This is a genomic window from Bacillus sp. 7705b (assembly GCF_002289525.1).
GTDB classification, from domain to species: domain Bacteria; phylum Bacillota; class Bacilli; order Bacillales; family Bacillaceae; genus Bacillus; species Bacillus halotolerans.
Genome location: NZ_NSDH01000023.1, coordinates 39,602 through 66,601, shown reverse-complemented (window position 1 = coordinate 66,601; position 27,000 = coordinate 39,602). Strand labels below are relative to the sequence as shown.

General features: G+C 47.0%; 21 protein-coding genes and 1 pseudogene. 11 read left to right on the top strand and 11 right to left on the bottom strand.

Annotated features, from left to right (window positions below):
• The 5 genes from addB to CJU60_RS09730 all read left to right on the top strand — a co-directional run bounded on the left by addB (window position 1) and on the right by CJU60_RS09730 (window position 12,147).
• Entirely contained in the window at window positions 1–3,501 is a 3,501-nt protein-coding gene (addB, locus tag CJU60_RS09750) for a helicase-exonuclease AddAB subunit AddB (RefSeq protein WP_095713674.1), read from the top strand.
• The gene (gene addA / locus CJU60_RS09745; RefSeq protein WP_095713673.1) at window positions 3,488–7,192 is read left to right on the top strand and encodes a helicase-exonuclease AddAB subunit AddA; all 3,705 of its coding nucleotides are present in this window, start codon (window positions 3,488–3,490) and stop codon (window positions 7,190–7,192) included. Before addB ends, addA begins: the two co-directional genes overlap by 14 nt.
• 71 nt (window positions 7,193–7,263) lie before the next feature.
• Window positions 7,264–8,442, top strand: coding sequence for an exonuclease subunit SbcD (sbcD, locus tag CJU60_RS09740; protein WP_095713672.1), 1,179 nt, complete (start codon window positions 7,264–7,266; stop codon window positions 8,440–8,442).
• Entirely contained in the window at window positions 8,439–11,831 is a 3,393-nt protein-coding gene (gene sbcC, locus CJU60_RS09735) for an exonuclease subunit SbcC (RefSeq protein WP_095713671.1), read from the top strand. Before sbcD ends, sbcC begins: the two co-directional genes overlap by 4 nt.
• A 13-nt stretch (window positions 11,832–11,844) precedes the next feature.
• Window positions 11,845–12,147 carry an HNH endonuclease family protein gene (locus tag CJU60_RS09730; RefSeq protein WP_095713670.1) on the top strand — a complete coding sequence of 101 codons (303 nt, stop codon included), beginning with the start codon at window positions 11,845–11,847 and terminating at the stop codon, window positions 12,145–12,147.
• A gap of 33 nt (window positions 12,148–12,180) precedes the next feature.
• On the opposite strand, the gene CJU60_RS09725 is transcribed toward CJU60_RS09730, so the two are convergent.
• The 8 genes from CJU60_RS09725 to CJU60_RS09690 all read right to left on the bottom strand — a co-directional run bounded on the left by CJU60_RS09725 (window position 12,181) and on the right by CJU60_RS09690 (window position 15,879).
• Window positions 12,181–12,399 carry a spore germination protein gene (locus CJU60_RS09725; RefSeq protein ID WP_095713669.1) on the bottom strand — a complete coding sequence of 73 codons (219 nt, stop codon included), beginning with the start codon at window positions 12,397–12,399 and terminating at the stop codon, window positions 12,181–12,183.
• A gap of 31 nt (window positions 12,400–12,430) precedes the next feature.
• Window positions 12,431–12,832 carry a spore germination protein GerPE gene (locus tag CJU60_RS09720; protein ID WP_095713668.1) on the bottom strand — a complete coding sequence of 134 codons (402 nt, stop codon included), beginning with the start codon at window positions 12,830–12,832 and terminating at the stop codon, window positions 12,431–12,433.
• Window positions 12,825–13,007, bottom strand: coding sequence for a spore germination protein GerPD (gene gerPD, locus CJU60_RS09715; RefSeq protein ID WP_024120844.1), 183 nt, complete (start codon window positions 13,005–13,007; stop codon window positions 12,825–12,827). Before gerPD ends, CJU60_RS09720 begins: the two co-directional genes overlap by 8 nt.
• Window positions 13,004–13,621, bottom strand: a complete 618-nt coding sequence (gene gerPC, locus CJU60_RS09710) for a spore germination protein GerPC (protein WP_024120845.1) — start codon at window positions 13,619–13,621, stop codon at window positions 13,004–13,006. Before gerPC ends, gerPD begins: the two co-directional genes overlap by 4 nt.
• Before the next feature lie 24 nt (window positions 13,622–13,645).
• Window positions 13,646–13,879: a spore germination protein GerPB gene (locus CJU60_RS09705; protein WP_024120846.1), complete on the bottom strand. Its 234-nt coding sequence runs from the start codon at window positions 13,877–13,879 to the stop codon at window positions 13,646–13,648.
• A gap of 14 nt (window positions 13,880–13,893) precedes the next feature.
• Window positions 13,894–14,115: a spore germination protein gene (locus tag CJU60_RS09700; protein ID WP_010333672.1), complete on the bottom strand. Its 222-nt coding sequence runs from the start codon at window positions 14,113–14,115 to the stop codon at window positions 13,894–13,896.
• Window positions 14,116–14,605: 490 nt separating this feature from the next.
• Window positions 14,606–14,770 carry an aspartyl-phosphate phosphatase Spo0E family protein gene (locus tag CJU60_RS09695; RefSeq protein WP_024120848.1) on the bottom strand — a complete coding sequence of 55 codons (165 nt, stop codon included), beginning with the start codon at window positions 14,768–14,770 and terminating at the stop codon, window positions 14,606–14,608.
• A gap of 152 nt (window positions 14,771–14,922) precedes the next feature.
• The gene (locus CJU60_RS09690; RefSeq protein WP_095713667.1) at window positions 14,923–15,879 is read right to left on the bottom strand and encodes a CotH kinase family protein; all 957 of its coding nucleotides are present in this window, start codon (window positions 15,877–15,879) and stop codon (window positions 14,923–14,925) included.
• Between the two features lie 157 nt (window positions 15,880–16,036).
• On the opposite strand from CJU60_RS09690, the gene CJU60_RS09685 reads away from it, so the two are divergent.
• The 3 genes from CJU60_RS09685 (at window position 16,037) to CJU60_RS09675 (ending at window position 20,266) form a co-directional block, all read left to right on the top strand.
• Window positions 16,037–16,942, top strand: coding sequence for a fumarylacetoacetate hydrolase family protein (locus tag CJU60_RS09685; RefSeq protein WP_044156469.1), 906 nt, complete (start codon window positions 16,037–16,039; stop codon window positions 16,940–16,942).
• A gap of 114 nt (window positions 16,943–17,056) precedes the next feature.
• Complete coding sequence (locus CJU60_RS09680) at window positions 17,057–17,413, top strand: YisL family protein (RefSeq protein WP_095713666.1); 357 nt, start codon at window positions 17,057–17,059, stop codon at window positions 17,411–17,413.
• Window positions 17,414–17,581: 168 nt separating this feature from the next.
• Window positions 17,582–20,266 carry a S8 family peptidase gene (locus CJU60_RS09675; protein WP_095713665.1) on the top strand — a complete coding sequence of 895 codons (2,685 nt, stop codon included), beginning with the start codon at window positions 17,582–17,584 and terminating at the stop codon, window positions 20,264–20,266.
• 29 nt (window positions 20,267–20,295) lie between these two features.
• Here CJU60_RS09675 and CJU60_RS09670 read toward each other — a convergent pair whose 3' ends face one another.
• Window positions 20,296–20,853, bottom strand: coding sequence for a DUF2777 domain-containing protein (locus CJU60_RS09670; RefSeq protein ID WP_095713664.1), 558 nt, complete (start codon window positions 20,851–20,853; stop codon window positions 20,296–20,298).
• Window positions 20,854–21,027: 174 nt separating this feature from the next.
• Between CJU60_RS09670 and asnB the strand changes: the two genes are divergently transcribed.
• Entirely contained in the window at window positions 21,028–22,872 is a 1,845-nt protein-coding gene (gene asnB, locus CJU60_RS09665; RefSeq protein ID WP_095713663.1) for an asparagine synthase (glutamine-hydrolyzing), read from the top strand.
• A 144-nt stretch (window positions 22,873–23,016) separates the two neighbouring features.
• Here the strand turns inward: asnB and CJU60_RS09660 are convergent, their stop codons facing one another.
• Window positions 23,017–23,496 (bottom strand): DinB family protein, encoded by a 480-nt coding sequence (locus tag CJU60_RS09660; protein WP_024120855.1) that lies wholly within the window; start codon window positions 23,494–23,496, stop codon window positions 23,017–23,019.
• A 285-nt stretch (window positions 23,497–23,781) separates the two neighbouring features.
• Between CJU60_RS09660 and CJU60_RS09655 the strand changes: the two are divergent.
• Window positions 23,782–24,611, top strand: a pseudogene (locus CJU60_RS09655) (phytoene/squalene synthase family protein).
• 28 nt (window positions 24,612–24,639) lie between these two features.
• Here the strand turns inward: CJU60_RS09655 and CJU60_RS09650 are convergent.
• A complete protein-coding gene (locus tag CJU60_RS09650; protein WP_095713661.1) occupies window positions 24,640–26,007 on the bottom strand; it encodes an MATE family efflux transporter in 1,368 nt (455 codons plus the stop codon).
• Between the two features lie 123 nt (window positions 26,008–26,130).
• Between CJU60_RS09650 and CJU60_RS09645 the strand changes: the two genes are divergently transcribed.
• Window positions 26,131–26,994: an AraC family transcriptional regulator gene (locus tag CJU60_RS09645; RefSeq protein WP_095713660.1), complete on the top strand. Its 864-nt coding sequence runs from the start codon at window positions 26,131–26,133 to the stop codon at window positions 26,992–26,994.
• Window positions 26,995–27,000: the final 6 nt, after the last annotated feature.

The following is a 27,000-nucleotide window of genomic DNA, read 5'->3' as shown; positions in this document are numbered from 1 at the left end:
TTGGGAGCAGAGTTTTTAGTAGGCAGGTCCGGGAGTGGAAAAACGAAGCTGATCATCGACAGCATTCAAGATGAACTGCGCCGGGCTCCATTCGGGAAACCGATCATTTTTCTAGTCCCGGATCAAATGACGTTTTTAATGGAATACGAGCTTGCTAAAACGCCTGATACGGGCGGCATGATTCGTGCTCAAGTCTTCAGCTTTTCACGACTGGCCTGGCGCGTCCTCCAGCATACGGGAGGAATGAGCAGGCCGTTTCTTACGAGCACGGGCGTACAGATGCTCCTGCGGAAGCTCATTGAAGAGCACAAACAGGAGTTTAAAGTCTATCAAAAAGCAAGTGATAAAAGCGGTTTTACCGCACAGGTAGAACGGATGCTGACTGAGTTTAAGAGATACTGTCTGGAACCGGAAGATATTCGACGGATGGCGGATAGCGGAACAGCTTCCGAGTATCGGGGGGAACGTATTTTATCTGAAAAGCTTCATGATTTATCGATCCTGTACCAGCAGATGGAAAAAAGCCTTGAGGATCAGTATCTTCATTCTGAGGATTATTTGACACTATTGGCAGAGCATATCCCGCAGGCGGAAGATTTGAAAGGGGCACATGTCTATGTAGACGGCTTTTATCAGTTTACACCGCAGGAATTCAGGGTGTTAGAGCAGCTTATGCTTCAGGCAGAGCATATCACGTTTTCACTCACAGCGGACAAGCCGTCACATGAGGGGGAGCCGCAGGAACTTGATTTGTTCAGAATGACGGGAAAAACGTATTATCGCCTCCACCAGACGGCAAAGGAACTGAATCTGGACATCACCTATAAAGAGCTTGATGAATCAAAGCGGCACAAGCGCGCACCGGAATTAGCCCATTTAGAAGCACAGTATGAAGCGCGTCCGGTTATTCCGTTTGCTGAGAAACAAGAGGCTTTTACCGTGATGCAGGCCGCAAACAGACGAGCAGAGCTGGAAGGTATTGCCCGGGAAATCCACAGCCTTGTCAGAGAGAAGGGCTACCGTTACAAGGATATGGCGATTCTAGCGCGTCAGCCGGAAGACTATAAGGATATGGTCAAGGAAGTATTTGCAGATTACGAGATTCCTTATTTTATTGACGGGAAAACATCTATGCTGAACCACCCGTTAGTAGAATTTATCCGGTCAAGCCTTGACGTATTAAAGGGAAATTGGCGTTATGAAGCGGTGTTCCGCTGCGTGAAAACCGAACTGTTATTCCCGCTTAACCAGCCGAAGGCCAAGGTAAGAGAGCAGGTTGATCAGCTGGAGAATTACTGTATCGCTTACGGGATCAAAGGCGATCGCTGGACAAAGGGTGACCGTTTCCATTACAGACGTTTTGTGTCGTTAGATGATGAATTTGCGCAGACCGATCAAGAAATCGAAATGGAAAACATGCTGAATGACACGCGCGATTGGATTGTTCCGCCGCTGTTCCAGCTGCAGAAACGAATGAAAAAAGCAAAAACGGTTCAAGAGAAGGCGGAGGCGCTTTACCGTTATTTAGAAGAGACAGATGTGCCGCTGAAGCTGGATCAGGAAAGACAGCGGGCTGAGGAAGACGGCAGAATCATTGAAGCACAGCAGCACCAGCAGGCGTGGGATGCAGTCATTCAGCTGCTTGAGGAGTTTGTGGAAATGATGGGCGAAGATGACATTTCTCTCGATTTGTTTCAGCAAATGATGGAGACCGGTGCAGAGTCGCTGACATTCTCTCTCATCCCTCCGGCGCTTGATCAGGTGTTTGTCGGCAATATGGATTTGTCCAGAATATACGGCACCTCATGCACCTTTGTGATCGGGGCAAACGACGGCGTCCTGCCGGCTCGCCCTGACGAAAACGGGGTGCTGTCGGATGATGATCGTGAGTGGCTGAAGACGATAGGTATTGAGCTTTCCTCCGGCGGGCGGGAGCGTCTGCTTGATGAGCATTTCCTCATCTATATGGCGCTTTCAAGCCCGTCTGACCGCCTTTATGTGACGTATCCGATTGCTGATGCGGAAGGGAAAACGCTTTTGCCGTCGATTGTAATCAAGCGGCTGGAAGAACTGTTTCCGCAGCATCGTGAGCGTCTATTGACAAATGAACCGGAGCAGGTCAGCGATGAGGAACAGCTTATGTACCTTGTCAATAAAAGCGTGGCACAATCATACACCGCTAGCCAGCTCAGGTTATGGACGAGGGAATATGAGATCAGCGATGTCTGGTGGAGCGCGTACAATGCGCTGATGAATGCACCTGACAGGCTGGAGTCGAAAAAGCTTTTCTCAAGCCTGTTTTTCCGAAATGAAGTCAAGCAGCTTGAACGCTCTGTATCGAGACAGCTCTATGGTGAACGCATTCAAGGGAGTGTGTCGAGGATGGAAACCTTTAACGCTTGTCCGTTCTCTCATTTTGCGTCCCACGGGCTGCATCTGAAGGAACGTCAATTTTTCAAGCTTGAAGCACCGGATATCGGGCAGCTGTTTCACTCCAGCTTAAAACTGATTTCAGACCGGCTTCGTGAGCAAAAAATAGATTGGCGCGACCTAACGAAGGAGCAGTGCGAGCTGTTTTCTTATGATGCGGTCGAGCGGCTGGCGCCGAAACTGCAAAAAGAAATTCTGCTCAGTTCAAACAGACATTATTACGTGAAGGAAAAACTGCAAAAAATTGTGACACGCGTATCCGGCATTTTAAGCGAGCATGCAAAAGCGAGCGGATTCGTGCCGATCGGCCTTGAATTGGGCTTTGGCGGAAAGGGCCCGCTCCCGCCGCTTACCTTTAAGCTGAGAAACGGCTGTACGATGGAGCTCGTCGGGCGGATTGACCGCGTGGATAAAGCGGAAAGCTCTAAAGGCCTGCTCCTCCGAATTGTCGACTATAAATCCAGCGATAAAGGCCTTGACTTGGCGGAAGTGTATTACGGACTTGCGCTGCAAATGCTGACGTATCTGGATTTATCGATTACACATTCGTTAGACTGGCTAGGAATGAAAGCTACGCCGGCCGGAGTGCTGTATTTCCATATTCATGACCCGATGATCCAATCGAATCTTCCGCTCGGACTTGATGAAATTGAACAGGAAATTTTTAAGAAATTTAAGATGAAGGGCCTCCTCCTCGGTGATCAGGAAGCGATTCGCCTCATGGATACAACCCTTCAAGAAGGAAGATCAAATATCATCAATGCGGGCCTGAAGAAAGACGGCTCACTCAGATCGGATTCAGCGGCAGTCGGTGAAAAAGAATTTGAGCTGTTGACGAAGCATGTGCGCCGCACCTTCCAAGAAGCAGGCGAGCAAATCACTGACGGGCGCGTATCCATTGAGCCGTATAAAATGAAGAACAAGACGCCTTGCACATACTGTGCGTTCAAATCAGTATGCCAATTTGATGAATCATTAGAAGAAAACGAGTATCGTCTGTTAAAGGCCGAAAAGGACAAGACGGTACTTGATTGGATAAAGAAGGAGGCTGATGGCAATGAACATTCCTAAACCGGCAGACAGTACATGGACAGATGACCAGTGGAATGCCATCGTCTCAACCGGCCAGGATATCCTTGTGGCAGCGGCGGCAGGCTCCGGTAAAACCGCTGTTCTTGTCGAAAGAATGATCCGGAAAATCACGGCGGAAGAAAATCCGATTGATGTAGACCGGCTTCTCGTTGTCACCTTTACAAACGCCTCAGCGGCAGAGATGAAACACCGGATCGCGGATGCACTGGAAAAAGAGCTGGTGAAACGCCCAGGATCACTGCATATCCGACGCCAGCTGTCGCTGTTAAACCGGGCCAGCATTTCAACGCTTCATTCGTTTTGCCTGCAGGTGCTGAAAAAATATTACTACCTGATTGATCTTGATCCGGGCTTTCGGATTGCTGATCAGACAGAAGGCGAGCTTCTCGGGGACGAGGTGCTTGATGAGCTGTTTGAGGATGAATATGCAAAGGGTGATAAGGCGTTCTTTGAGCTTGTCGACCGCTACACGACTGACCGGCATGACTTAGATCTGCAATATCTCGTGAAACAGGTGTACGAGTATTCCCGTTCCCATCCTGATCCGGAGACATGGCTGAAAAGCTTTGTTCATTTGTATGATGTAACAGAAAAGAGCGCGATCGAGGAACTGCCGTTTTATCCGTATGTCAAAGAAGATATTGCGATGGTGCTGGACGGAGCAAAGGAAAAGCTGCAGCGTGCCCTTGAGCTGACAAAAGCGCCGGGCGGACCTGCGCCGCGCGCTGAAAATTTTCTCGATGATCTCGCGCAGATTGATGACCTGATTCAGCATCAGGATGACTTCAATGAACTTTATCAACGCGTGCCCGCTGTCTCCTTTAAGCGTGCAAAAGCGGTGAAGGGGGATGAGTTTGATCCCGTCTTGCTTGATGAAGCGACAGACTTACGAAATGGCGCAAAAAAACTGCTTGAAAAACTTAAAACCGATTACTTCACCAGAAGCCCGGAGCAGCATGTAAAAAGTTTGGCTGACATGGAGCCTGTCATTGAAACACTCGTCCAGCTTGTTATCAGCTACGGGAAACGGTTTGAAGCCGCGAAGCAGGAGAAATCGCTTATCGATTTTTCTGATTTGGAGCATTATTGCCTGTCCATCTTGACCGCTGTGAATGAAAAAGGCGAACGTGAGCCGAGTGAGGCGGCTAGATTTTATCAAGAGCAGTTTCATGAGGTGCTTGTCGATGAATATCAGGATACCAACCTGGTGCAAGAATCCATTCTTCAGCTCGTCACAAGCGGGCCGGAAGAGACAGGCAACCTGTTTATGGTAGGAGATGTCAAACAGTCGATTTATCGATTCAGGCTTGCGGAGCCGCTTCTTTTTCTTTCAAAGTACAAACGGTTTACAGAGAGCGGAGAAGGTACTGGCCGGAAAATCGACTTGAACAAAAACTTTCGAAGCAGGGCTGATATTTTAGACAGCACAAACTTCTTGTTCAAACAGCTGATGGGCGGCAAAATCGGCGAGGTCGATTATGATGAACAGGCTGAGCTGAAACTCGGAGCGGCGTATCCGGAAAACAACGAAACGGAAACAGAGCTGCTGCTGATTGACAAGTCAGAGGAGGCGGACGCAGGCGAGGAAGCGGAAGAGCTGGAAACGGTGCAGTTCGAAGCTAAAGCGATCGCTAAAGAAATACGCAAGCTGATCTCATCGCCATTTAAAGTATATGACGGGAAAACGAAGACACACCGCAATATTCAATACCGCGATATCGTGATTTTGCTGCGATCGATGCCGTGGGCGCCGCAAATCATGGAGGAACTGAGAGCTCAGGGCATACCGGTTTACGCCAATTTAACATCAGGCTACTTTGAGGCGGTGGAAGTGTCTGTGGTGCTTTCTGTCCTGAAGGTGATTGATAACCCGTATCAGGATATTCCGCTTGCTTCCGTTCTGCGTTCACCGATTGTCGGTGCTGACGAGAACGAGCTGTCTTTGATTCGGCTTGAAAACAAAAAGGCGCCGTACTATGAAGCAATGAAAGACTATCTGGCAGCCGGCGACCGAAACGATGAGCTCTATCAAAAGCTGCAAACGTTTTACGGACATTTGCAAAAGTGGCGCGCTTTTTCGAAAAACCATTCGGTGTCCGAGCTGATCTGGGAAGTGTACCGCGACACAAAATATATGGATTATGTCGGCGGGATGCCGGGCGGAAAACAGCGCCAGGCTAACTTGCGTGTCCTTTATGACCGGGCGCGCCAATATGAATCGACGGCATTTCGCGGCCTGTTTCGCTTCTTGAGGTTTATCGAACGCATGCAGGAACGCGGTGATGACCTGGGAACGGCGAGAGCGTTAAGCGAACAGGAGGATGTTGTCCGTTTAATGACGATTCACAGCAGCAAAGGGCTCGAATTTCCAGTCGTCTTCACAGCGGGACTCGGCCGGAATTTCAACATGATGGATCTCAACAAATCCTACCTGCTGGACAAGGAGCTTGGGTTTGGCACGAAATTTATCCATCCTGAATGGCGCATCAGCTATCCGACGCTTCCACTCATCGCGATGAAGAAAAAAATGCGCAGGGAACTGCTGTCTGAGGAATTGCGTGTCCTCTATGTTGCTTTAACGAGGGCAAAGGAAAAGCTGTTTCTTGTAGGCTCATGCAAGGATCATCAGAAACAGCTGGCAAAATGGCAGGCATCCGCGTCCCAAGCTGACTGGCTTCTGCCGGAATTTGACCGCTATCAGGCGAAAACGTATTTGGATTTCATCGGACCAGCTCTTGTCAGACACAGAGACTTGGAGTCTTTAGCTGAGGGCGGTACGGCAGCGGTTTCTGATATATCAGGCCATCCGGCCCGCTTTGCTATTCAAATGATTCATTCATATGATCTGCTTGATGATGAGCTGGAAGAGAGACTGGAAGAAAAAAGCGAACGTCTTGAAGCGATCCGCCGTGGTGAACCGGTTCCCGGCCCGTTTGCATTTGAGGAAAAAGCTCGGGAGCGGCTGGCCTGGAAGTATTCGCATCGCGAGGTGACACAAATTCGCACGAAGCAGTCTGTTTCTGAGATTAAGAGAAGAAGAGAGTACGAAGACGAATACAGCGGACGGGCGCCCGTTAAACCGGCTGATGGAAGCATTCTGTACAGACGCCCGGCTTTCATGATGAAAAAAGGCCTGACAGCAGCAGAAAAAGGAACAGCTATGCATACGGTCATGCAGCATATTCCGCTGACACATGTGCCGACGATAGAAGAAGCGGAGCGGACAGTGCAGCATCTTTATGAAAAAGAGCTGCTCACCGAAGAACAGCAATCCGCTATCAATATCGAGGAAATCGTTCAATTTTTCCATACGGAAATTGGCGAAAAACTGATCGGCGCTAAATGGAAGAACCGCGAAGTTCCATTCAGTTTGGCGCTTCCGGCAAAAGAGATTTATCCTGATGCGAAAGAGGCGGATGAGCCGCTATTGGTGCAGGGGATCATCGATTGTCTCTACGAAACAGAGGATGGCTTATATTTGCTGGACTATAAAACAGACCGAATTGAGGGTAAATTCCAGCACGGCTTTGAAGGAGCAGCCCCGATCCTGAAAAAGAGATATGAAACGCAAATTAAGCTGTACACAAGGGCCGTTGAACAAATTGCTCAAACGAAGGTAAGAGGGTGTGCGCTTTATTTCTTTGACGGAGGGCACATTCTGACTTTATAACGAGATCCATAAGCTCCGGGAATTCAGACGGAGCGGATCTCGTTTTCTATACAAAAGAGAGGTGAACGCATTTGCGGATTTTACATACGGCTGACTGGCATCTAGGAAAAACCCTTGAAGGAAGAAGCAGGCTGAGTGAACAGGCGGATGTATTGGACGAACTGAATACAATCGTAAAGGAAGAGCAGATCGATGCTATTGTGATGGCGGGAGACGCGTTTGATACCGTGAACCCGCCGGCTTTAGCCGAGCAGTTATTTTATGAAAGCCTGTCCGCTCTCAGTGACAGAGGAAAGCGCCCGATCGTTGTCATTGCCGGAAACCATGATAATCCTGACAGATTGTCCGCTGCTTCACCGCTGACACATGAGAACGGCATTTATTTAATCGGCTATCCGACAACTGAACCGCTTCATATAGAAGTGCCTTCAGCAGGTGAGCTTTTGGCTGTCGGAGCGCTGGCATATCCGTCTGAGGCACGGTTAAATGAAGTTCTTTCCGATACATTTGATGAGAAACTTCTCCGTGATCACTATGATGTGAAAATCAGGCAGGCGTTTGAACAGATTACAAGCCGCTTCCGAAAAGACGCCGTAAAGATTGCCGCCAGCCATATTTATGTTGCGGGCGGCAACCAAACGGACTCGGAGCGGCCGATTGAAGTCGGCGGCGCTTATACGGTGGCCGCTGAAAGCCTGCCGGCGGATGCCGCTTACGTGGCGCTTGGCCATTTGCATCGGCCGCAAACGATTAAACGGGCGCGAACGCTTGCGCGGTATTCTGGATCTCCGCTGGCCTACAGCTTTTCTGAGGCAGGCTACGCCAAATCGGTGACCATTGTAGACGCAAAGCCTGGCGAAGAGGCCTCATGGCATGAGGTTTTATTATCAAGCGGCAAGTCTCTCGTGAAATGGAAAGCGCAAAATGGTTTAAGCGAGGTATACAGCTGGCTCGATGAAGGCAGGGATCAGAATGCCTGGATTGATCTTGAAATCCGTGTGACGGACCAGCTGTCACTTGAAGACATTCACAGACTGCGAAAAGCACATCCGGGCTTTATCCATATCAGGCCGCTCTTTGAAGAACAAAATAGTGAGCGCGAACGGATCGAGGTTAAGCATGTGTCCATCGAAGACCGTTTTAAGAAATTTTATGAAAAACAGACAGGCGGCGCAGTGCCGGATGATGAAATGGTGAAGCTGTTTTTAGAGCTTGCATCAGGCGCAGAAGATGAGGAGGAAGCAAGATGAAGCCGATCGCCTTAACGATAAAAGGGCTCCACAGCTTTAGGGAGGAGCAGACGATAGATTTTGACAGCCTTTCCGGTGCGGGTGTCTTCGGTATTTTCGGGCCGACAGGAAGCGGTAAATCCTCGATCCTTGATGCGATGACCCTTGCTTTATACGGAAAGGTAGAGCGGGCGGCGAACAATACGCACGGGATCTTAAACCATGCGGAAGATTCGCTGACTGTTTCCTTTACCTTTGCGCTTCAGACCAATCATCAAACCTCTTACAAAGTCGAGCGTGTGTTTAAGAGAACGGATGAAATGAAAGTGAAAACAGCGCTTTGCCGTTTCATCGAGATCAAGGATGAGCAAACTGTGCTTGCTGATAAGGCCAATGAAGTGAACAAAAGAGTCGAGGAGCTCTTGGGGCTGACCATCGACGACTTTACGAGAGCGGTTGTGCTGCCGCAAGGGAAGTTTGCTGAATTTCTTTCCTTAAAAGGGGCGGAACGCAGGCATATGCTTCAGCGTTTATTCAATTTGGAACAGTATGGAGACCGCCTTGTGAAAAAGCTGAGACGGCAGGCGCAGGAAGCCAATGCGAGAAAAAACGAAATGCTTGCAGAGCAATCGGGTCTCGGCGAGGCGAGTTCAGAAGCGGTTGAACAAGCTGAACAAGCGGTTGAACAAGCGGAAGCCAAACTGGAATCAGTGAGAAAAAATCGTGATCAAATAAAAGAACGGTTTGCGGAGCATCAAGAGATCTGGAATGTCCAAAAGGAAAAAATCGTTTATGAAGCAGAGAAAAAGCAGCTTGAAGAGAAAGAACCGCATGTCGGCAGCATGCAAAAACGCCTGGCGGAAGCGGAAACAGCAGTCGCTTTAAAGCCGTATGCGGACCGATACTTGGAAGCGGTACAGCATGAGGAGAAGGCCGCGAGGGAAGAAGTGCTTGCCCAAAAGGATTTAACAGAACGCACCGCTTTCTTTCAGCAAAAGAATGGAGAATATGAAGCGTGGCGCCGCCATAAAAGCGAGAAAGAGCCAGAGCTTTTAGCTGAGCAGGAACAGCTCTTCCGCTTGCAGGAGATCGAAATCAAATTGAGAGAGGCCCAGCAGGAGGCAGAGCGCAAACAGGCTGAACTTCAGCAGAAGGCCGAAAATCTTCAATCTGTCATGAAGGAATTAGAAACCGTAACTGACCGTCTTACAAGGGGACAAAACAGACAGACGGAATTAAAACAGCAGCTCAAAACCTTGCAGGTAACCACTGATGAGCGGAAAAGCTGCCAGCAGGCCGCTGAAATGGCTTTGCGGATCAGACAGACTGAGGAGCAGCTGGCAAAAGAGAAAAAACGCATTGACGCATTGAACCTTGTATTACAGAAGATGAATGAGGAAAAGAACACACTCGTTCAAAAGGCTGAAGCGGAAGAAAATAAAATCATACAGGCATATGAGGCTGTGCAAGCTGTGTATCATATGGTCTGCGAGACGGAACGATCCCTTACGCGTACTGCTGATCAGGCAAAACAGCGACAAAACACACTTCATACTCAGCGTGAGAAAGCAAGAATGGCGGCACTTACCAAGGAGTTATCGGAAAAATTGATTGCCGGAAAACCTTGCCCGGTCTGCGGTTCAACCGATCATGATCCGTCTGCCTCAGCACATGGGACATATGAGCCGGATCGCAACGTTGAAGCAGAAATCAAACAGACAGAAGATTTGCTGTCAGAAGCGGCGGCGCTCAGTCAGGAGATTCTTTCTGCCAAAATCACACTTGAAGAGCAGTCCGCCCGCTTTCTCGAGCAGTGTCCGTTTTTGAAATCGATTCAAGCGCCGACTCTTGAGGCAGCTGCTTCCTGCGAGAATCAGCCGGTGCAGGAAGCTTTTCATGCCGCAAAAATTGAATGGAAGCAAATCAAACAGGACATCCTGTCAGTCAAAACACGAATGACCCAAATGATTGGCGCATATCAGGAATCATTAAAAAAAGTCGAGCAGCTTAATGAAAGAATGAGTTTTGAAAAAAGAGAGGCTGACCGTATTGGCAGCATGATCGCAGAGCTTCAGTCCTCGATGGACAGCCAGCAGAAGATGTTTCATGAAGCATTTGAAGGCCAATCCCTGGATGAAGCGGAAAAATGGCAGCAAGCCATTGAAGAAAAGGATCGGGCCGCGGAAGAGTGCGAGAAACGAATTGAACGCAGTATCGCTTTTCTTTCTGAGCATGAGTCACAAAAAGAGCGGCTGCGGGAATCGAGCCATCAGCTTGAAAGGGAAAAACTGGAGCTTCACTATGCCGCAGAACGTACGAAGGGCGTCGTAGCTGATTATAAGCAGGAACTCGGAGACTATGTAAAAGAGGATTCCATCCAAACGAAGCTCCGCTCAGTTCAGCAGGATCTGAAATGTTTAAAGGAAAAAGAACAATCTCTATATGAAGAGCTGCAAAGCGCCCAAATGATGCTCAATCAGGCAAAAAGCCGCGCTTCAGCAAGCGAGCATACGCTTAAGGAAGCGGAAGAAAGGTTGAAAAAAGCGGAAGCGGATTGGCTTGAACATGCGAAAAGCACCAGCTTTGTCCGGGCTGACGAGGTGGAGCGCAGTCTCATCCCAGCCGATGAGCTTGAAAAGATCAAAGGCAGCATTGACCAGTTTCTGGATAAATGTAAGCAAAATGCCGCAAACTTAAAACGTGTGTCTGATAAGCTCGCCGGCAGATCCTTATCCGAAAGTGAATGGAACGAAACCGTCACGTCCTTAAAAGAAGCCGAGGAGGCATTTGGGACTGCTATGGAAGAAAAAGGAGCGGCGGCCAAAGCGCTGGCTGTGATCCGCGACCATCACAAACGTTTCAATGAAATTGAAGCTGAGCTGAAAAAATGGCAGACCCATATCGACAGGCTGGACAAGCTTCAAGCGGTGTTTAAAGGCAATACGTTCGTTGAATTTTTAGCTGAGGAACAGCTTGAAAGTGTTGCACGGGATGCGTCAGCACGGCTCGGCGTGCTGACAAGACAGCGTTATGCCATTGAAGTGGATTCAGAAGGCGGATTTGTGATGCGGGATGATGCCAATGGAGGTGTTAAGCGCCCGGTATCAAGCTTGTCAGGAGGGGAGACCTTCCTTACCTCGCTTTCTCTTGCTCTCGCACTTTCTGCGCAGATTCAGCTTCGCGGTGAATACCCGCTTCAGTTCTTTTTCTTGGATGAAGGGTTTGGAACGCTTGACCAAGATCTGCTTGATACGGTTGTCACCGCCTTGGAAAAACTGCAGTCAGACAATCTGTCTGTCGGCGTGATCAGCCATGTGCAGGAACTGCGGGCGCGGCTTCCGAAAAAGCTGATCGTACATCCGGCTGAACCTAGCGGACGCGGCACAAGGGTAACACTTGAGATGATGTAAGGGGGACGCGGATGTGGCAAAACAGACTGTCGGGATATGTGAGCTATGCGGCCGGAGCGATGTCCAGCTGACAGAGCACCACCTCACACCGAAGGAAGAAGGCGGAACGTTCCTGCCGACTGCGATGCTTTGCATCCCTTGCCATAAACAGATCCACGCCTTGTATACAAATCAGGAGCTGGCAGTTCGACTGTCCGGAATAGAAGCGCTCAGAAACGATCCGCAGCTTGCCCGGTTTGTTAAATGGATCAAAAAACAGCCGCCTGAAAAGCTGATTAAAATAAAGAAGTCCAATGAACGGAAAAAGAAAAAATAAAAAGCAGCCCTCTCTTTGCAGAGCGGCTGCTTTTTATCCGTTTCCAACCATATCCTGATCGCTGACATCGGGGTCTATATAATTTGTCGCGTTGACTACGTTGTTTAAAAGAAGGAAATCTCCCGTGTTTCCTGCTCCCGAACCGAGCGCAGATTTTGAAGAGCTTTTCGGAGAAAGGTAAAAGGAATCACCAAAGTTCACGACTCCACCCGATATGGAATTGATAGCTATAGGCCCGACAATTGCTGGCATAGACGACACCCTTTATAGAAGTCTCTGTTTATTATATGCCCGTGCCGGACGATTGTGAGTTTGGAGGCAGAATCTGACGGATATGTTTAATCCGCGCGTCGCCGCGTACGACCGAAGCTGAGCCTGCGTGAAAGACGGAAGAGGATGAGACCCCTTGAATTTTGATGTTGCGGACATGGATGACAGGCACTTCATGGCAAAAAGCGGTTTGCACGCCCGTTTCCGGAAGAAGCTTCACAGCGTGCTGATCAAAAATAGGGTACTCCTTTCTGTTAAATGAGCCCTCATTTTCATAAAACGTTGAAAGCGAGCGCTGAACAGCGAGCACTTTTATTTTCATATCAATTTCGTTTGTATCGCCTGCTTGAAATACGCTTGATATTCCGAGCGAGTTAAATTTAATCTGTCTGATGCGTGATATACGCTTAAGCATGATTCGACGGCAGCGGAGCAAACGGACCGATAATAAGAGATTCAGGCGGCGTATCGAAAATAGACGATAAATAGATGGATTCTGCGTCTCCAATTTGGAAAACAGAGGAACTGGATACACCGTTCATTCGGATATCTCCGACTTCCAGGCTGCGGTTGACGACGGTAAAGATCATGCTTGCTCATCTCCTTTCATCTCGGAGGGGATATGTTCGAGAAAATGTTCCACAGCACGGATCACGTCACGCTTCACATGCTCAGCGATATGTTCCGCATATTGTTTGGGAGGCGTGTTTTCTTCTTTTTTGATATGGGACATATAATAGTGAATCCTGCTGTCTATTTGTTTTCTGATGTCCTCAATTACATGAAGCCGATTTGTGTCGTCAAGCCTGCTGTCATATTGGTTTTCTAGCTGCTCCAAAACAGCCGGGATTTCCTCGGTTAAGTACATGTCGACGTTCTGCCGGATTTGCTGCATGAGCTGTGCGCTCTCTTCCTGCTGCATCATTCCGATTTCCGGTGTAGTCTGGCTCACTTCAAAGTTCTGAACGCTGTTCGGGTCTGTCGGATTTAAACCGATATTCAGCGTGCCGTCGAGCCGTTCGATTTTCAGCTGATCAAATTTATATTCCACACGCTCAATGGTTGTGGCCGGCCGCTGTTTCATCGTATTCATTTCAGTTTGCATCTCTTTCAGCTGGCGTTCGAGCTGCTGAATATGCAGCGCCTGCTGCTGAACGAAGGAATTCAAATTTTGCAAGTAAGAGGAAATGGATTGATCATACATGTTCTTTCACCTCTCATCTTATTATTAACGGCCAGGGGGCTGGAGCGGCACCAATGATCCTGTATCGGGCCCTTCCGATTCAACCTGTTCCCCCGAAGCGGAAACCTCAGGTGCGGGTTCCACATAGCTGCCCGTATTATACAAGTTTGAAAGAGACTTAATAGATCCGGCGCTCCCGATTTGCAGTATGGAGGAGTTGCTGATTGATTCCAGCCGGAGATAGTTAATTTGGATGGTTTGATTGATATAAAAATTCATGAAGCACCGCTCCTTTACGCATTGCCTGCGATCGGCTGATCAACCACATCATTGTCGTACACATTCGTTGCGTTTTTATAATTCATCACCTTCAGACTGTCACCGGTATTAAAGCTGCCTGCCCCGGCAAACGTTCTGACCTCGGCTTGAGGAGAAATGGTAATGCAGTCTCCGATATGAACGACTCCGCTCGTACCGACCGCATTAATTTTAAACGCTCCGACAATTGCCGGCATACGAGCACATCCTTTGTTGTAAAATTGAAAAAAGGCAGGTGAAGTAAGGACAAGATTTGTTTGTGCTGGGCTATTCACGATAGCTTATGACAAACGCACATTTGTGTGAGAGAAAATTAAATGGGGACATGCCGGAGAGATTTTAAAAAAATCCGTTTATTTTTTCCAGATGAAGGTTTAAACATTTCAGAAGCTGGGTATTGTCTATGGCCAAGCGGAATGCGGCGATGCTGCCGCTGTCCGCCTGCGTGATTGTATATTGTTTTGCGTTGGTGTATGTGCAAAAGAGGTACAGGAAATGTCTTTCGGAGTAATTCGTGCTGCTGGAGTGTTATCTGCCGTGATGTTTCATGCTGATCCAGAAAGGGTCTGCTGTATTGTTCAACATGTTGTTTTCGGGCGGCAAATTCTCGACCTGAAGCATGTCTCAGGATGTTGATGAGCAATAGCGGCGGGTGAGGCGGGAAGCCTTTAAATACATATCATATGATCACACACGGGCGTTTTGCCCCCAAGAGGTGATTTCTTCTTTAATTCGAATATTGAGCAGACTGTCCAGCTCTTGGCTGCATTGAATCGTTTCTTTCGAATTCATACCGTATTTTTGTGCTGTTTCAATTAGCATAACTCTCATTTCTTCAATTTTTGTATTCATGAAACAATCTCCAATTCTAGATTTTATTTTGATGCATACTGGATATAGATAGTATAACCTATTTTGGCTGAAAAGGTTGCCTTTCGTCAATTTGACTAAAAAAGCGACAATTTTTGCTGCGGTCTTTTTGACTTGCTCTGGTGGAGAAAGGACTATAGTCTCGCCAGGTGTACTTGTAAAAAGTCCTGCCGCTCTTCGATTTCGCGCAGGATATTTGCTTGCTCCTTCTCTAATTGTAAGGGGCTTTTTTTCATATGCGGATCATCGCTTGCTCTTTGACAAATGTCAAAATGCCAGTCCCTGATAAACGGAGACAGACGGTCAATCGTAAACTCCCGGCTCAGCACGTTTTTCATTAGCGCGTGATATTGTGCCCGGAAAGCTGGGATGGAGAGAAGTCTTGACGCAAGTGTACGGCCGTTTGTCAATAGAGGGTCTTCTTCTGTAAATCCGTATGCGGCAAGCGCTTTTGTTTCCATTGGAGCGATGTGAAAGCGGCCGGCCTCGTTCAAACAAAAGCCGTAATAAAAGGCTTGGCGGGTGCAGGCGCTGCCGATCAGCCACAGGAAAAACAGCTTTACATCAAGATACATTTTAATTCGTTCGGCAAATTCGTCATCCTCCGCTTTACAGATCAGCGTGAGAAATTCACGTAAGTATGCGGTGCGCTGTCTGTTTTCAATGGAAGCTTCGTGTTTGAAAACAGACAGCGGAACCCTCGGATCGGTATCCTTCACTTCATAAATGGCTCCTTTCGGAAGCCGGCGATTCTCATCGAGCCCATCAATTTTTAAATAAATGCCTTCCCTTTGGCCATTGATGATCAGAAAGATGTAAGAAGCATCCTGGGAAGCGACGCCGATTTGATGAAAAAAACAATAAGCAAGCCTGCGCCGCATCAGTGAAGGATCATCTTGTTCCGCATTCAGATAAAACTTTTTTTCACCGAGCGGAGACTGATCACAGTTTATTTCATAGGACGCCTTTTGCAGGCTGTCACGCTGTGTGAGAAGAATGGGAGAAACGATTCTGTCTGTCATCATCAGTCCTTTGGCAGTCCCCGTTCTGTTAAGCTGCTGCCGACGAAAAAATAAATGTATTCTTTCCATATTCTTTCCTCCTCCTCAGAAGCCATTTGTATGATATGTACAGCGAGCCAGTCCCGAAACGGGAATGAAAACACGCATTTGATAAAAAGGAATTTCGGCATTCGACAGAGAATAACTTGAAGTAGAACTCTGATTTAAAAGATGATGGAGGAATAACATGAAATTTGCGACAGGGGAACTTTACAACCGAATGTTTGTCGGCCTGATCATTGAAGATGACAAAATTATGGACTTGCAAAGGGCTGAAAAAAAACTGTTTGAACTTGAGACGATTCCGGGTTCGCTGATTGAGTGTATCGCAGAAGGGGATAAATTTGTTGCGCATGCAAGGCAGCTGGCCGAGTGGGCGAAGAAACCAAATGATGAGCTTGGATCATTTATTTACTCATTATCTGACGTGAAGCTCCATGCGCCTATTCCTAAGCCGTCAAAAAATATCATGTGCATCGGCAAAAACTATAGGGATCATGCAATTGAAATGGGCAGCGAGGCTGACATTCCGGAGCATCCGATGGTATTTACAAAATCGCCTGTAACAGTCACTGGCCACGGTGATGCGGTAAACAGCCATGAGGAGGTCACCTCTCAGCTCGATTACGAAGGAGAGCTTGCTGTCGTCATCGGAAAAAGCGGCACCCGCATTTCAAAAGAAGAAGCTTATGACCATATTTTCGGATATACGATTGTGAATGATATCACGGCGCGGGATCTGCAAAAAAGACATAAGCAGTTTTTTATCGGAAAAAGTCTGGATACGACATGTCCGATGGGACCTGTGCTTGTACATAAATCGTTAATTCCCGATCCAGAGCGCCTTAAGGTTGAAACGAGGGTCAACGGCGAGCTGCGCCAATCCGGCTCGGCAAGCGATATGATTTTCTCTGTCGCGGAATTAATCGAAACTCTTTCAATGGGGATGACGCTTGAAGCGGGGGACATCATTGCGACCGGCACGCCGTCTGGTGTAGGAAAAGGCTTTACACCGCCGAAATTTCTGCGGCGAGGCGATCAAATCGACATCACGATTGAACCCATCGGAACGCTGTCAAATCAAATCGGCTGATCATAAGGAGGGCGGCACAGGAACCGCCCGCTTTTTCTGTGAATCATCTTTGTAGCAAGGGACAAGTTCGTGGTACTATAAGTGGGGTAATGTTATCTGATAGGGGGAACATGTATGACACACATGCATATTACATCATGGGTGGTAGCGCTGATCCTGCTTTTCGTCAGCTACTCGCTGTATTCATCAGGAAGTGCGAAGGGCGCCAAAATCACTCATATGATTCTGCGGTTATTCTATATCCTAATTATTTTGACAGGTGCTGAGCTGTTTGTCCGTTTCGCCAACTGGAACGGGGAATACGCTGGAAAAATGCTGCTTGGCATTATCACCATCGGCCTGATGGAAATGCTATTGATCCGCAAGAAAAAAGAAAAATCAACTGGCGGACTGTGGATCGGCTTTATCATTGTCCTTGTGCTGACAGTGCTGCTCGGTCTTCATCTGCCGATTGGATTCCGATTATTTTAATAGAAAAAGCTTGAACCCGGTTCTAAAGAGAATCGGGTTTTTTTATATGGTTCCTCCCTGATATTCCAAATCATTTAAAATAACCTTAAAATTCCCTGTAAGCGGTATCTCGGCCTATGAAATTATGATACTCTTCAAAAAGATTCATTATTTTACAGGAGGGATAACATGAAACGAAGAAAATTCAGCTCTTTTTTGGCGGCAGTGCTCATTTTCGCACTGATCTTCAGCCTTTTTTCTCCAGGCACCAAAGCAGCTGCTGCCGGAACCATTGATGTAGCCGGTGTGCTGGAAAAAGGAAAAGAACAAACGGGAACCATGAAGGAACCGGAGCAGGCGAAATGGTATCAAGTGAATCCTGGAAAGGCAGATATTCAGAAAGACTCTCATATGGCACTGACTGTTAAGAGTGATGCTGTTCTGAATGTATCTGTCTACCCAAGCAAGGAAAAAGCGCTTAAAGATGAGACGTTTGACATGTACCGTTCCTACACAGCAGAGGATGGAAAGAGTGAAATTGTTTTTCCTTATGCATGGAGCGGCCCTTACTATGTAAAGGTTGAGAACCTTGGGGAAGAGGAAACGGAAGACGGAGGAAGCGCAGAAGCAGCTGCCGAAGCCAAATATACGATTCGATATACAGGCACCAAAAAGCAGCCCTCAGATCTGGAAGAGGCAGAAGCCTGCCCGGTGGAAATGAGTGTCGATCAGAAAAAATCGGGAAAAGGCATTCTGGCAAAGCTGAGAGCGATTCGTGATGAGCAGCTCAGCCAAACAGCAGAGGGCAAAGAACTGACAAGCCTTTACTACAAAGCGGCTCCATTTATTGCTGCAAAACTCGCACTCAATAAAACAGAGAGAAATGAAGTTTATCAAGATCTTGTGACGTTAAAACCGATGTTTGACGATGTGTCAGAAAATGGCGCAGCGTCTGCATATAAGGTAACCGAAAAGGATCAAAAAGCAATCAATCGGTTATATGAAACAGCTTTACAATCCGTTCCGTCTTTCCTGAAAGGGGATATAAAGAAACAGGCGGAGCGATTAAACATCACAAAGCTTGAGGGCAAGACGGCAGGAGCGGTTTTATCTGAAAACAGCCTGGCGGCAAAAAGCGAAGTTCAGACAACAAAGGTGATTTTTAAGGTAAAAGACAATAAAAGCCTCTCATCAGTACATAACGAAATGAAGGGCTTTTCTGCCAGCGCGCAATCGAAACAAGACATTTCCAATGTGAAAAAGGCAAAGAAACTGTTTGACAACCTCTACTCTTTTGAACTGCCGAAGGATCAAAAGCAAAGCGGGACATACACGGCAAGCGCAAAACGTGTGAAAAGCGCTGCCGCGACATTATCCAAAATGTCTAACGTAGAATTTGCTGAACCGGTTCAGGAATACAAAAGCATGTCTAACGACGTTCAGTACTCTTACCAGTGGCCGCTTAGAAACAATGGTGAAAACGGCGGCATCAAAAATGCAGATGTCAAATATGAGCCTGCCAGCACATTGCTGTCCAAGCGCAAGCTGAACGATACATTGATTGCGGTTGTGGACACAGGTGTAGACAGTACGCTTGCTGATTTAAAAGGGAAAGTAAGAACCGATCTGGGACACAATTTTGTGGGACGGAATAACAATGCAATGGATGATCAAGGGCATGGAACGCATGTCGCCGGCATTATCGCCGCCCAAAGTGATAACGGCTATTCCATGACTGGCCTGAACGCCAAAGCGAAAATTATACCGGTTAAGGTGCTTGATTCAACAGGCTCCGGAGATACTGAACAAATTGCCCTCGGCATCAAATACGCAGCTGACAAAGGAGCAAAGGTCATTAACTTAAGCTTAGGCGGAGGCTACAGCCGCGTGCTTGAATTTGCTTTGAAATACGCGGCTGACAAAAACGTCCTGATTGCGGCAGCCAGCGGAAATGACGGAGCCAATTCCTTATCTTACCCAGCTTCCTCTAAATATGTCATGTCAGTCGGAGCGACGAACCGCATGGATATGACAGCAGACTTTTCTAACTACGGGAAAGGTCTCGACATCAGTGCGCCGGGTTCTGATATCCCGAGCTTGGTGCCGAACGGAAATGTGACGTACATGAGCGGAACGTCCATGGCGACGCCTTATGCGGCAGCTGCGGCAGGGCTGCTGTTTGCGCAAAATCCGAAACTTAAAAGAACAGAAGTAGAGGAACTCCTGAAAAAGACAGCGGACGATATTTCCTTTGAAAGCGCCGACGGTGAAGAAGAGGAAATGTATGACGATAATGGCGATCCAATCGAAATTCCCCGCATTCCAGGAGTTGACTGGCATTCCGGATACGGCCGGCTGAATGTGATGCAGGCTGTCAGCGCTGTTGATTTACAGGTGAAGGTCAATAAGCTGGAAAGCACGCAAACAGCCGTCAGAGGAAAAGCGAAAGAAGGCACGCTGATCGAGGTGATGAACGGCAAGAAAAAACTCGGCAGTGCCAAAGCGGGAAAAGACGGTACATTTAAAGTCAGCATCCCGACTCAGAAACAAGATAAAGTCCTGCATGTGAAAGCCTCAAAAGGCGATGCAAAAACATCCATACAAGTGGTTGTCGTGAAAGGAAAACCATCCGGCACACCGAAAGTAAAGGCTGTCAAAACGAAAGACACAGCAGTAAAAGGCACGGCCAACAGCAAAGCGGTGATCAAAGTGAAAAACAAATCGAAAAAAGTGATCGCTTCTGGTAAAGCTGACGCAAAAGGTGCCTTTACGGTAAAAATCAAAAAACAAAAAGCCGGTACGGTGCTGTACGTCACGGCAGCTGATACGGATAAAAAAGAAAGCAAGGCTGTAAAGGTTGTTGTAGAAAAATAAAGAAAAAGCGGTGCCGCAGCACCGCTTTTTTATTTGCGTCCTCGCTGGACCGCTGAATACATAATGGAACGTTTTCCATCGGAAGCCGTCCATTCGAACCGGTCGCCAGCCGCTCCTCTGCTGTAATGGTGCTGCAGCGCGCATTGGGCGGTATCATTTGAAAAGTGATAAAAGGAAACACCCTGTTCCTCTGAGATATTCGAAAAGACCTCTTTATTATAAGAAAACACGCAATCGAATACCGATAAACCAAAGCTGTGCAAATGCTGCAAAAAAGCGAGAAAGGTTTCATCATCCAGTGAATCCAGAAGCGTCATAAGCGGACGTTTTACCGATTTTTCATAGCGTATGCATTCTCCGCCGGAAAGGGAGATGTCTTCTCCGCAACATATCAGAACCATTTTGTCCTGGAAATCGGCCTGCTCCCACTTCCCTTCGCGCTGAATCCAGATCGGTTTGTTTTGAAGACTTTCCGCCAGCAGCACTTCACCTTCTTGGTTTTCGATTAAGCATATGCCGTCTTCGACCAGAATGGTGCCGTATTCCCATTTCTGTTCATCTTTATATAGAAATTGTTTTCGTTTCATAAATGAAGTGCTCTCCTTTTTTCTTCGTTCCTCTCTTTTCTTTCCAATACAAGCCTGTCCCATACAACTCTTTTGTGGACAAATCAACTATCTGTCTATAGATGCATAAACTAACTAAGGTGCTGAAAGAAACGAATTTGATACCGAAAGAAACGGGATTGGAGCTGATATCACATGTGTGGAATTACGGGTTGGGTCGACTTTAAAAAGCAGCTCGTCCAAGAAAAACAAACGATGAACAGAATGACAGACACTCTTTCCAAACGGGGGCCTGATGATTCTAACGTTTGGGGAGAGCACCATGTTTTATTCGGACATAAAAGGCTTGCGGTTGTTGATATTGAAGGCGGACGCCAGCCGATGGCATGCACCTATAAAGGGGATACGTACACAATTATTTACAATGGTGAGCTGTATAACACGGAAGATCTGCGCAAAGAGCTGCGGGCGCGGGGCCATCAGTTCGAGCGGACATCTGATACCGAGGTGTTGCTGCACAGCTACATTGAATGGCAGGAGAATTGTGTGGATCGTTTGAACGGCATTTTCGCCTTTGCCGTGTGGGATGAAAAGCGTGATCTGCTGTTTGCGGCGAGAGACCGTCTTGGCGTGAAGCCGTTTTTTTATACGGAGCAAGGCTCTTCTTTTCTCTTCGGATCAGAACTCAAAGCCATCCTCGCACACCCCGAGGTGAAGGCGCGGGTGGACAGAACGGGTCTCTCGGAAATTTTCGGGCTCGGACCGTCCAGAACCCCGGGGACAGGCGTGTTTAAAGGCATTAATGAAGTCCGTCCAGCCCATGCGCTGACGTTTTCTAAAGACGGACTGAACATATGGCGTTATTGGAATGTCAAAAGCGAGAAACATACGGACAGCTTTGAAGACAGTGTGGCCAATGTGAGATCGTTGTTTCAGGATGCGGTGACGCGGCAGCTAGTGTCGGATGTTCCGGTTTGTACGTTCCTATCCGGCGGACTTGATTCGAGTGCGATTACCGCCATTGCCGCAGGCCATTTTGAAAAGGAAGGAAAAGCCCCGCTTCATACTTATTCGATTGATTACGAAGAAAACGACAAATTTTTTCAAGCGAGCGCCTTTCAGCCAAATGACGACGGGCCGTGGATTGAAAAAATGACAGAGGCTTTCGGCACGACGCACCATAAATGCGTCATCAGCCAAAAAGATCTCGTCGATCATTTGGAGGAAGCCGTTCTGGTCAAAGACCTGCCGGGAATGGCTGATGTCGACTCATCCCTATTGTGGTTTTGCCGTGAAATCAAAAAGGACTTTGTCGTCAGCCTGTCAGGAGAATGCGCGGATGAGATTTTCGGCGGATATCCGTGGTTCCATACAGCAGACGTTGAGTCCGGTTTTCCATGGATGAGATCAACTGAAGAGCGGGTGAAGCTGCTCTCCGATACGTGGCAGAAAAAATTGAATTTGAAGGAATACGTACATGCGAAATACGAAGAAACCCTGGCCGAAACGCCGTTATTAGACGGTGAAACAGGTGAGGATAAAGCAAGGAGACAGCTGTTCTATTTAAATATGCTTTGGTTTATGACCAATCTTTTGGACCGGAAGGACCGCATGAGCATGGGGGCGAGCCTTGAGGTGCGGGTGCCGTTTGCAGATCATCGGCTCGTTGAGTACGTCTGGAATATCCCATGGGAAATGAAAATGCATGACAACCGGGAAAAAGGCATTTTGCGAAAAGCGCTTGAAGGCATTTTGCCTGATGAAATCTTATATCGTAAAAAAAGTCCGTATCCGAAAACGCACCATCCTGAATATACAAAAGGCGTCAGCGAGTGGCTGAAAGCGATCAGGAGCCAAAAGGACTCCGTGCTCCATACCTTGCTGGACAGAAAACAATTGGATCAGCTTTTAGAGACGGAAGGCTCCTCCTTTCAGGTCCCATGGTACGGACAGCTGATGAAAGGACCGCAGCTGATCGCCCATCTTGCCCAAATTCATACATGGTTTGAGGCGTATCGGATTGATATTGACGAGAGGTAGGTTCTATGCAAATGTTTTTAAAAGCCGGAGATGTATAGATTAAAATAAGAAAGGATAGATGGGCAGAGAAATATATGCTCTATCTATCCTTTTTTTTACAACAGCAATATCGAAGTGTTGTTGCGCCAAAGTCCCCACGTTCCTTCAATATGAATGAATAGGTTTTAATGTTCTGCCGATAAAACTAGCTGATACTGGGCTTAACTTTAATTCCCTAGCCCATACAGAAAGTTGACCAATATGGTGGATTTCGTGAGCGATTATATGGTGTAATATTTCATCTCGCGTATATAGAACATCTTTCTCCCAAGGAACGCTTACAAGTTCATCTTTTATTTGCTCTGAATGTGTTTCTAAAACATCAATAATTTCAGTTCGGAATGTATTTGAGAGGGATTTCACTTTATCGAGTGTATGATAATCAGCGAACTGAACAACGATATCTTCTTTTCCTTGGATAGCACGAACCCAACTATATTCCACGTCAATAATATGAAAAAGGGTATATAAAATATTCTCTACCCCGCCAAGATGGTTTTTAAGTAACTCTTCAGTGCTTAGTTGATGACACCAAGTAAACCATTGATCTCTAACCTGCCAGTTATATTCAAAAAATTTTATCACTGAACTCACTCCATACTATAATGTATTAAATAACAATTAGCCCTTTTTTCCGTGATTCCTCTTTTATTGAAGCAGTGATTGAGAAGTGTTTAATCTCTATCTGTTGTATGGCATTAAAAATAAAAAAGCATATCTCGTTGATGGTCCTGTTCAGACTAGGTATTCGAGGTTTATATGATTGAAGCAGCATGTTGCGCATTTTTCATTCTTGTTACTTTTACAAAGTAAGAATCGGCTTTTTCTTCATATACAATTAGGAGAAAACATAATAGACTTGAAGAAGCAGTGATACATAGGAGTGAAAAGAAATGAAAGAGATAAAAGAAGCTTATCAGCAATGCGGACAGATTGTCAGCGAATACGCGCCAGCCTGTTTCCGGGCATTCTCATTTCTCCCGCTGAAGCAAAGACAAGCTGCTTGGGCGGTTTTGGCGTTTTGCCATACGGCAGCCAGTGCAGATGAGAAGGCGATACCTGTATTTGAAGCTGAAGCTGAACATGTTTTTCAAAGGGCAAGTAACGGGAAACACGATTTGTGGAAAGCGTTCGACTATGCGTATCAGACATTTACATTAGACAGCGAGCCTTTTCGGGAGTTCCTTGCCGCAAAGAAAGATGAATCGAAGACGCATGAAACCCTTGATGAACTGCTCATGGACGCATATCAGACGGGCGGAAACGCGGGATTGATGCTGCTGCCGATGCTGACGCGCCGAAATCAAGATCAGCTCAAACAAGCAGCGGTCTCTCTCGGCTTGGCCATACAGCTGATTCGAATTTTAAACAATCTCGGAACGGACCAGCATCAAAAAAACCGCATTCCCCGCCAGGTGATGCAGCAATTCGGCTATACGGAAGACGATCTCCAAAAAGGCACCGTCAATAAAGCGTTCACGATGACGTGGGAGTACATCGCTTTTGAAGCGGAGGCCTACCTTGAAGAGTGCCTGGATGCCCTGCCGATTTTCCCTCAGTATTCTCAAAAAGCGGTAAAAGCTGCAGCTCAGCTGTACCGAGCCATTCTGGAAAAAATCCGAGCAGAGCAGTACAACGTATTTGGACACAAGCATGCCTTAACAGACAGCGAAGCAAAATTGATTCTGTCCGAGCTGTAAAAAAACACCCGGCTTGTTCTGCCGGGTGTTACGCCATACCTTTTTGAATCCAGATCCGTGAGCGCCATCTTCTGTACATTAAGATTCCCCGGACCCATTCGTCCGCGATAAAAGAAATCCATACGCCGGCAAGCCCGAAACCGAGATGAATGCCGAATAGATAAGCAAGCGGAAGGCCGATGCCCCACATGGAAATCATCGCCATGTAGACCGGGAATTTCGCATCCCCCGCGGCGCGCAGAGAGTTAATAATAATCACATTAAACGAGCGGCCCGGTTCAAGGATGATGGTCATCGCAATCAAAAGGCTTGCGGTAGCAATAATATCAGGGCTTTGTGTGAAGATGCCGATAAGGTCTTTTGAAAAGATTGTCATCAAAACAGATGTGGCCGCAGCAATTCCGAGCGCCCAATACAAGCTTTTCATGCAGCGCTCATAAGCAGCGTCAAACTGTTTGCCGCCGATATAGCGGCCGATTAAAATTTGTGTGCCTTGGCTGATCGCAGTCCCGAAGAGCAGAATAAACATCGTAATATTTTGCGTATACACTTTGGTTGTTAAAGCCTGCGCCCCCATGATGGCAATAAAATAAGTGACAATCATTTGCGAAAGGTTATAAGAAAGCTGTTCGCCTGCTGAAGGAATGCCGATTTTCAGCAGCTTGCGCAAATGGTCTTTATGCATATGAAATACTTTTTTCAACGACATCTTCAGCTGAATGCGTTTGTTTACAATGACAATCATCGCGATTAATCCGATAACACGCGCGATAGATGTGGACATGGCAACTCCGGCAACGCCGAGAACAGGAAAGCCGAACAGACCGAAAATGACAACAAAGTTTCCGGCAATGTTTAAAATGTTCATGCCGATTGTGACAAACATTGTATCTTTTGTGTGGCCGTAGCTTTTTAAGATCGCGCTGAATGTCATGATTAAAGCCTGAATAAAGGACAGACCTCCGACAACTTGTAAAAAGACTTTAGCGTCAGGCATCAGCTCATTTGATAATCCCATCATATGAAGCAGAGGAACTGCCGCAAAAAAGATGAGAGCGCTGATCGCAAGGCTGATGAAGAAGTTGGCTGCGATTGACACATAAGCGACTTCCATAGCTTCTTTCTTTTTCCGGGATCCTAAAAATTGTGAGATGACAACAGTTGTTCCTGTTGCGATAAAACTGAACATCACGATAATTAAATTCAAAATCTGGTTGCTGACGCCGACTGCCGCCACACTGTTATCTGAGTATTGGCTGAGCATCAGTGTATCAGCATTACCCATAAACATATATAATGAGACCTCAATAAAGATCGGCCAAGTAAGCGAAAATAATGAGAACGATTTGTCAGCGGGTTTTTTCAAAGCAGTTGATTTGAAGACAGCTTGTTTCATAGTGTCTAACCCCTTTCGTAAATAAAATCAACGTTTTAAAGTGTACCTCCATTTCCTTATAATAAAAAGGGAGAGAAACGATACTTCTTGCAAAAATCCGACTTAAAAAGGAGGGTGATCAAATTGCCTCGCATCCTGTTTACAGTCCCGCCTTTTCCGGTGTTTATTGCAGCTGGAGAAGGGGTTTTTAAAAAAGGAGAAACCCATGTCAAACGCGTTTTTTCTGTATTTGATCTGATATACGTCAAGCAGGGGACGTTATATATCACTGAAAATGAAAAATCGTTCTCTGTTGAAGGGGGCGAATATATCTTGCTTTCTCCCGGTCTTGAACACTATGGGACAAAGGGCAGTGATGAAGCGACCTCCTATTATTGGCTTCACTTTGATGAACATCAATATGAATTTACCGCAAAAGGGGGCAGCAATTGGGCAGAGCTTCAGCAGGAAAAGGGGAGCTTCGAGGAGCCGGCCCGCTACGGGCTCGCATTGCCGAGAAAAGGCAAGGTGCAGCGCCCGCAATTTATGGCGCAGCAGTTTGAAAGGCTCATTGATTACTCCGCAGAAAACTCCGATTTGCCGCTCAGAAAACAAATCTTGTTTGAAGAGCTGATGCTGCATCTTCAAAAGGAGGCGTTTCAAATTCCGTCTGCAAAAGAGCGGGTGGCATGGGAGGCGGCCCGATACTTACAGGAGCATTATAAGGAGAAAACGACAATCAAGGATCTGTCGCTCGCCTTGCACTATAATCAGGATTATGTGACCCGCTGCATGCAGCAAGTGCTTGGTGTCACGCCGGGCCAATACACAAATCGGGTGAGAATGACTGAAGCAAAGCGTCTTTTATCCTCGACAAATGATAAAATGGGCGTCATCGCGGAAACGATTGGAATGGAGGACCCGACATACTTTTCAAAGCTCTTTAAGCAAATTGAAGGCATTTCACCAATTGAATACCGGAAAATTGTCAGCCGGAAAGTTCAATAAGCAGAC

Bases quoted from the DNA above. Each gene is read 5' to 3' on its own strand.
- CJU60_RS09705 (WP_024120846.1), bottom strand. From the start codon at position 13,879: ATGAATTTTTATATCAATCAAACCATCCAAATTAACTATCTCCGGCTG.
- sbcC (WP_095713671.1), top strand. From the start codon at position 8,439: ATGAAGCCGATCGCCTTAACGATAAAAGGGCTCCACAGCTTTAGGGAG.
- CJU60_RS09725 (WP_095713669.1), bottom strand. From the start codon at position 12,399: ATGCCAGCAATTGTCGGGCCTATAGCTATCAATTCCATATCGGGTGGA.
- CJU60_RS09670 (WP_095713664.1), bottom strand. From the start codon at position 20,853: ATGAAACGAAAACAATTTCTATATAAAGATGAACAGAAATGGGAATAC.
- CJU60_RS09700 (WP_010333672.1), bottom strand. From the start codon at position 14,115: ATGCCGGCAATTGTCGGAGCGTTTAAAATTAATGCGGTCGGTACGAGC.
- asnB (WP_095713663.1), top strand. From the start codon at position 21,028: ATGTGTGGAATTACGGGTTGGGTCGACTTTAAAAAGCAGCTCGTCCAA.
- gerPC (WP_024120845.1), bottom strand. From the start codon at position 13,621: ATGTATGATCAATCCATTTCCTCTTACTTGCAAAATTTGAATTCCTTC.
- CJU60_RS09720 (WP_095713668.1), bottom strand. From the start codon at position 12,832: ATGCTTAAGCGTATATCACGCATCAGACAGATTAAATTTAACTCGCTC.
- CJU60_RS09695 (WP_024120848.1), bottom strand. From the start codon at position 14,770: ATGAATACAAAAATTGAAGAAATGAGAGTTATGCTAATTGAAACAGCA.
- CJU60_RS09685 (WP_044156469.1), top strand. From the start codon at position 16,037: ATGAAATTTGCGACAGGGGAACTTTACAACCGAATGTTTGTCGGCCTG.
- gerPD (WP_024120844.1), bottom strand. From the start codon at position 13,007: ATGATCTTTACCGTCGTCAACCGCAGCCTGGAAGTCGGAGATATCCGA.
- CJU60_RS09680 (WP_095713666.1), top strand. From the start codon at position 17,057: ATGACACACATGCATATTACATCATGGGTGGTAGCGCTGATCCTGCTT.
- CJU60_RS09675 (WP_095713665.1), top strand. From the start codon at position 17,582: ATGAAACGAAGAAAATTCAGCTCTTTTTTGGCGGCAGTGCTCATTTTC.
- CJU60_RS09650 (WP_095713661.1), bottom strand. From the start codon at position 26,007: ATGAAACAAGCTGTCTTCAAATCAACTGCTTTGAAAAAACCCGCTGAC.
- CJU60_RS09690 (WP_095713667.1), bottom strand. From the start codon at position 15,879: ATGGAAAGAATACATTTATTTTTTCGTCGGCAGCAGCTTAACAGAACG.
- addA (WP_095713673.1), top strand. From the start codon at position 3,488: ATGAACATTCCTAAACCGGCAGACAGTACATGGACAGATGACCAGTGG.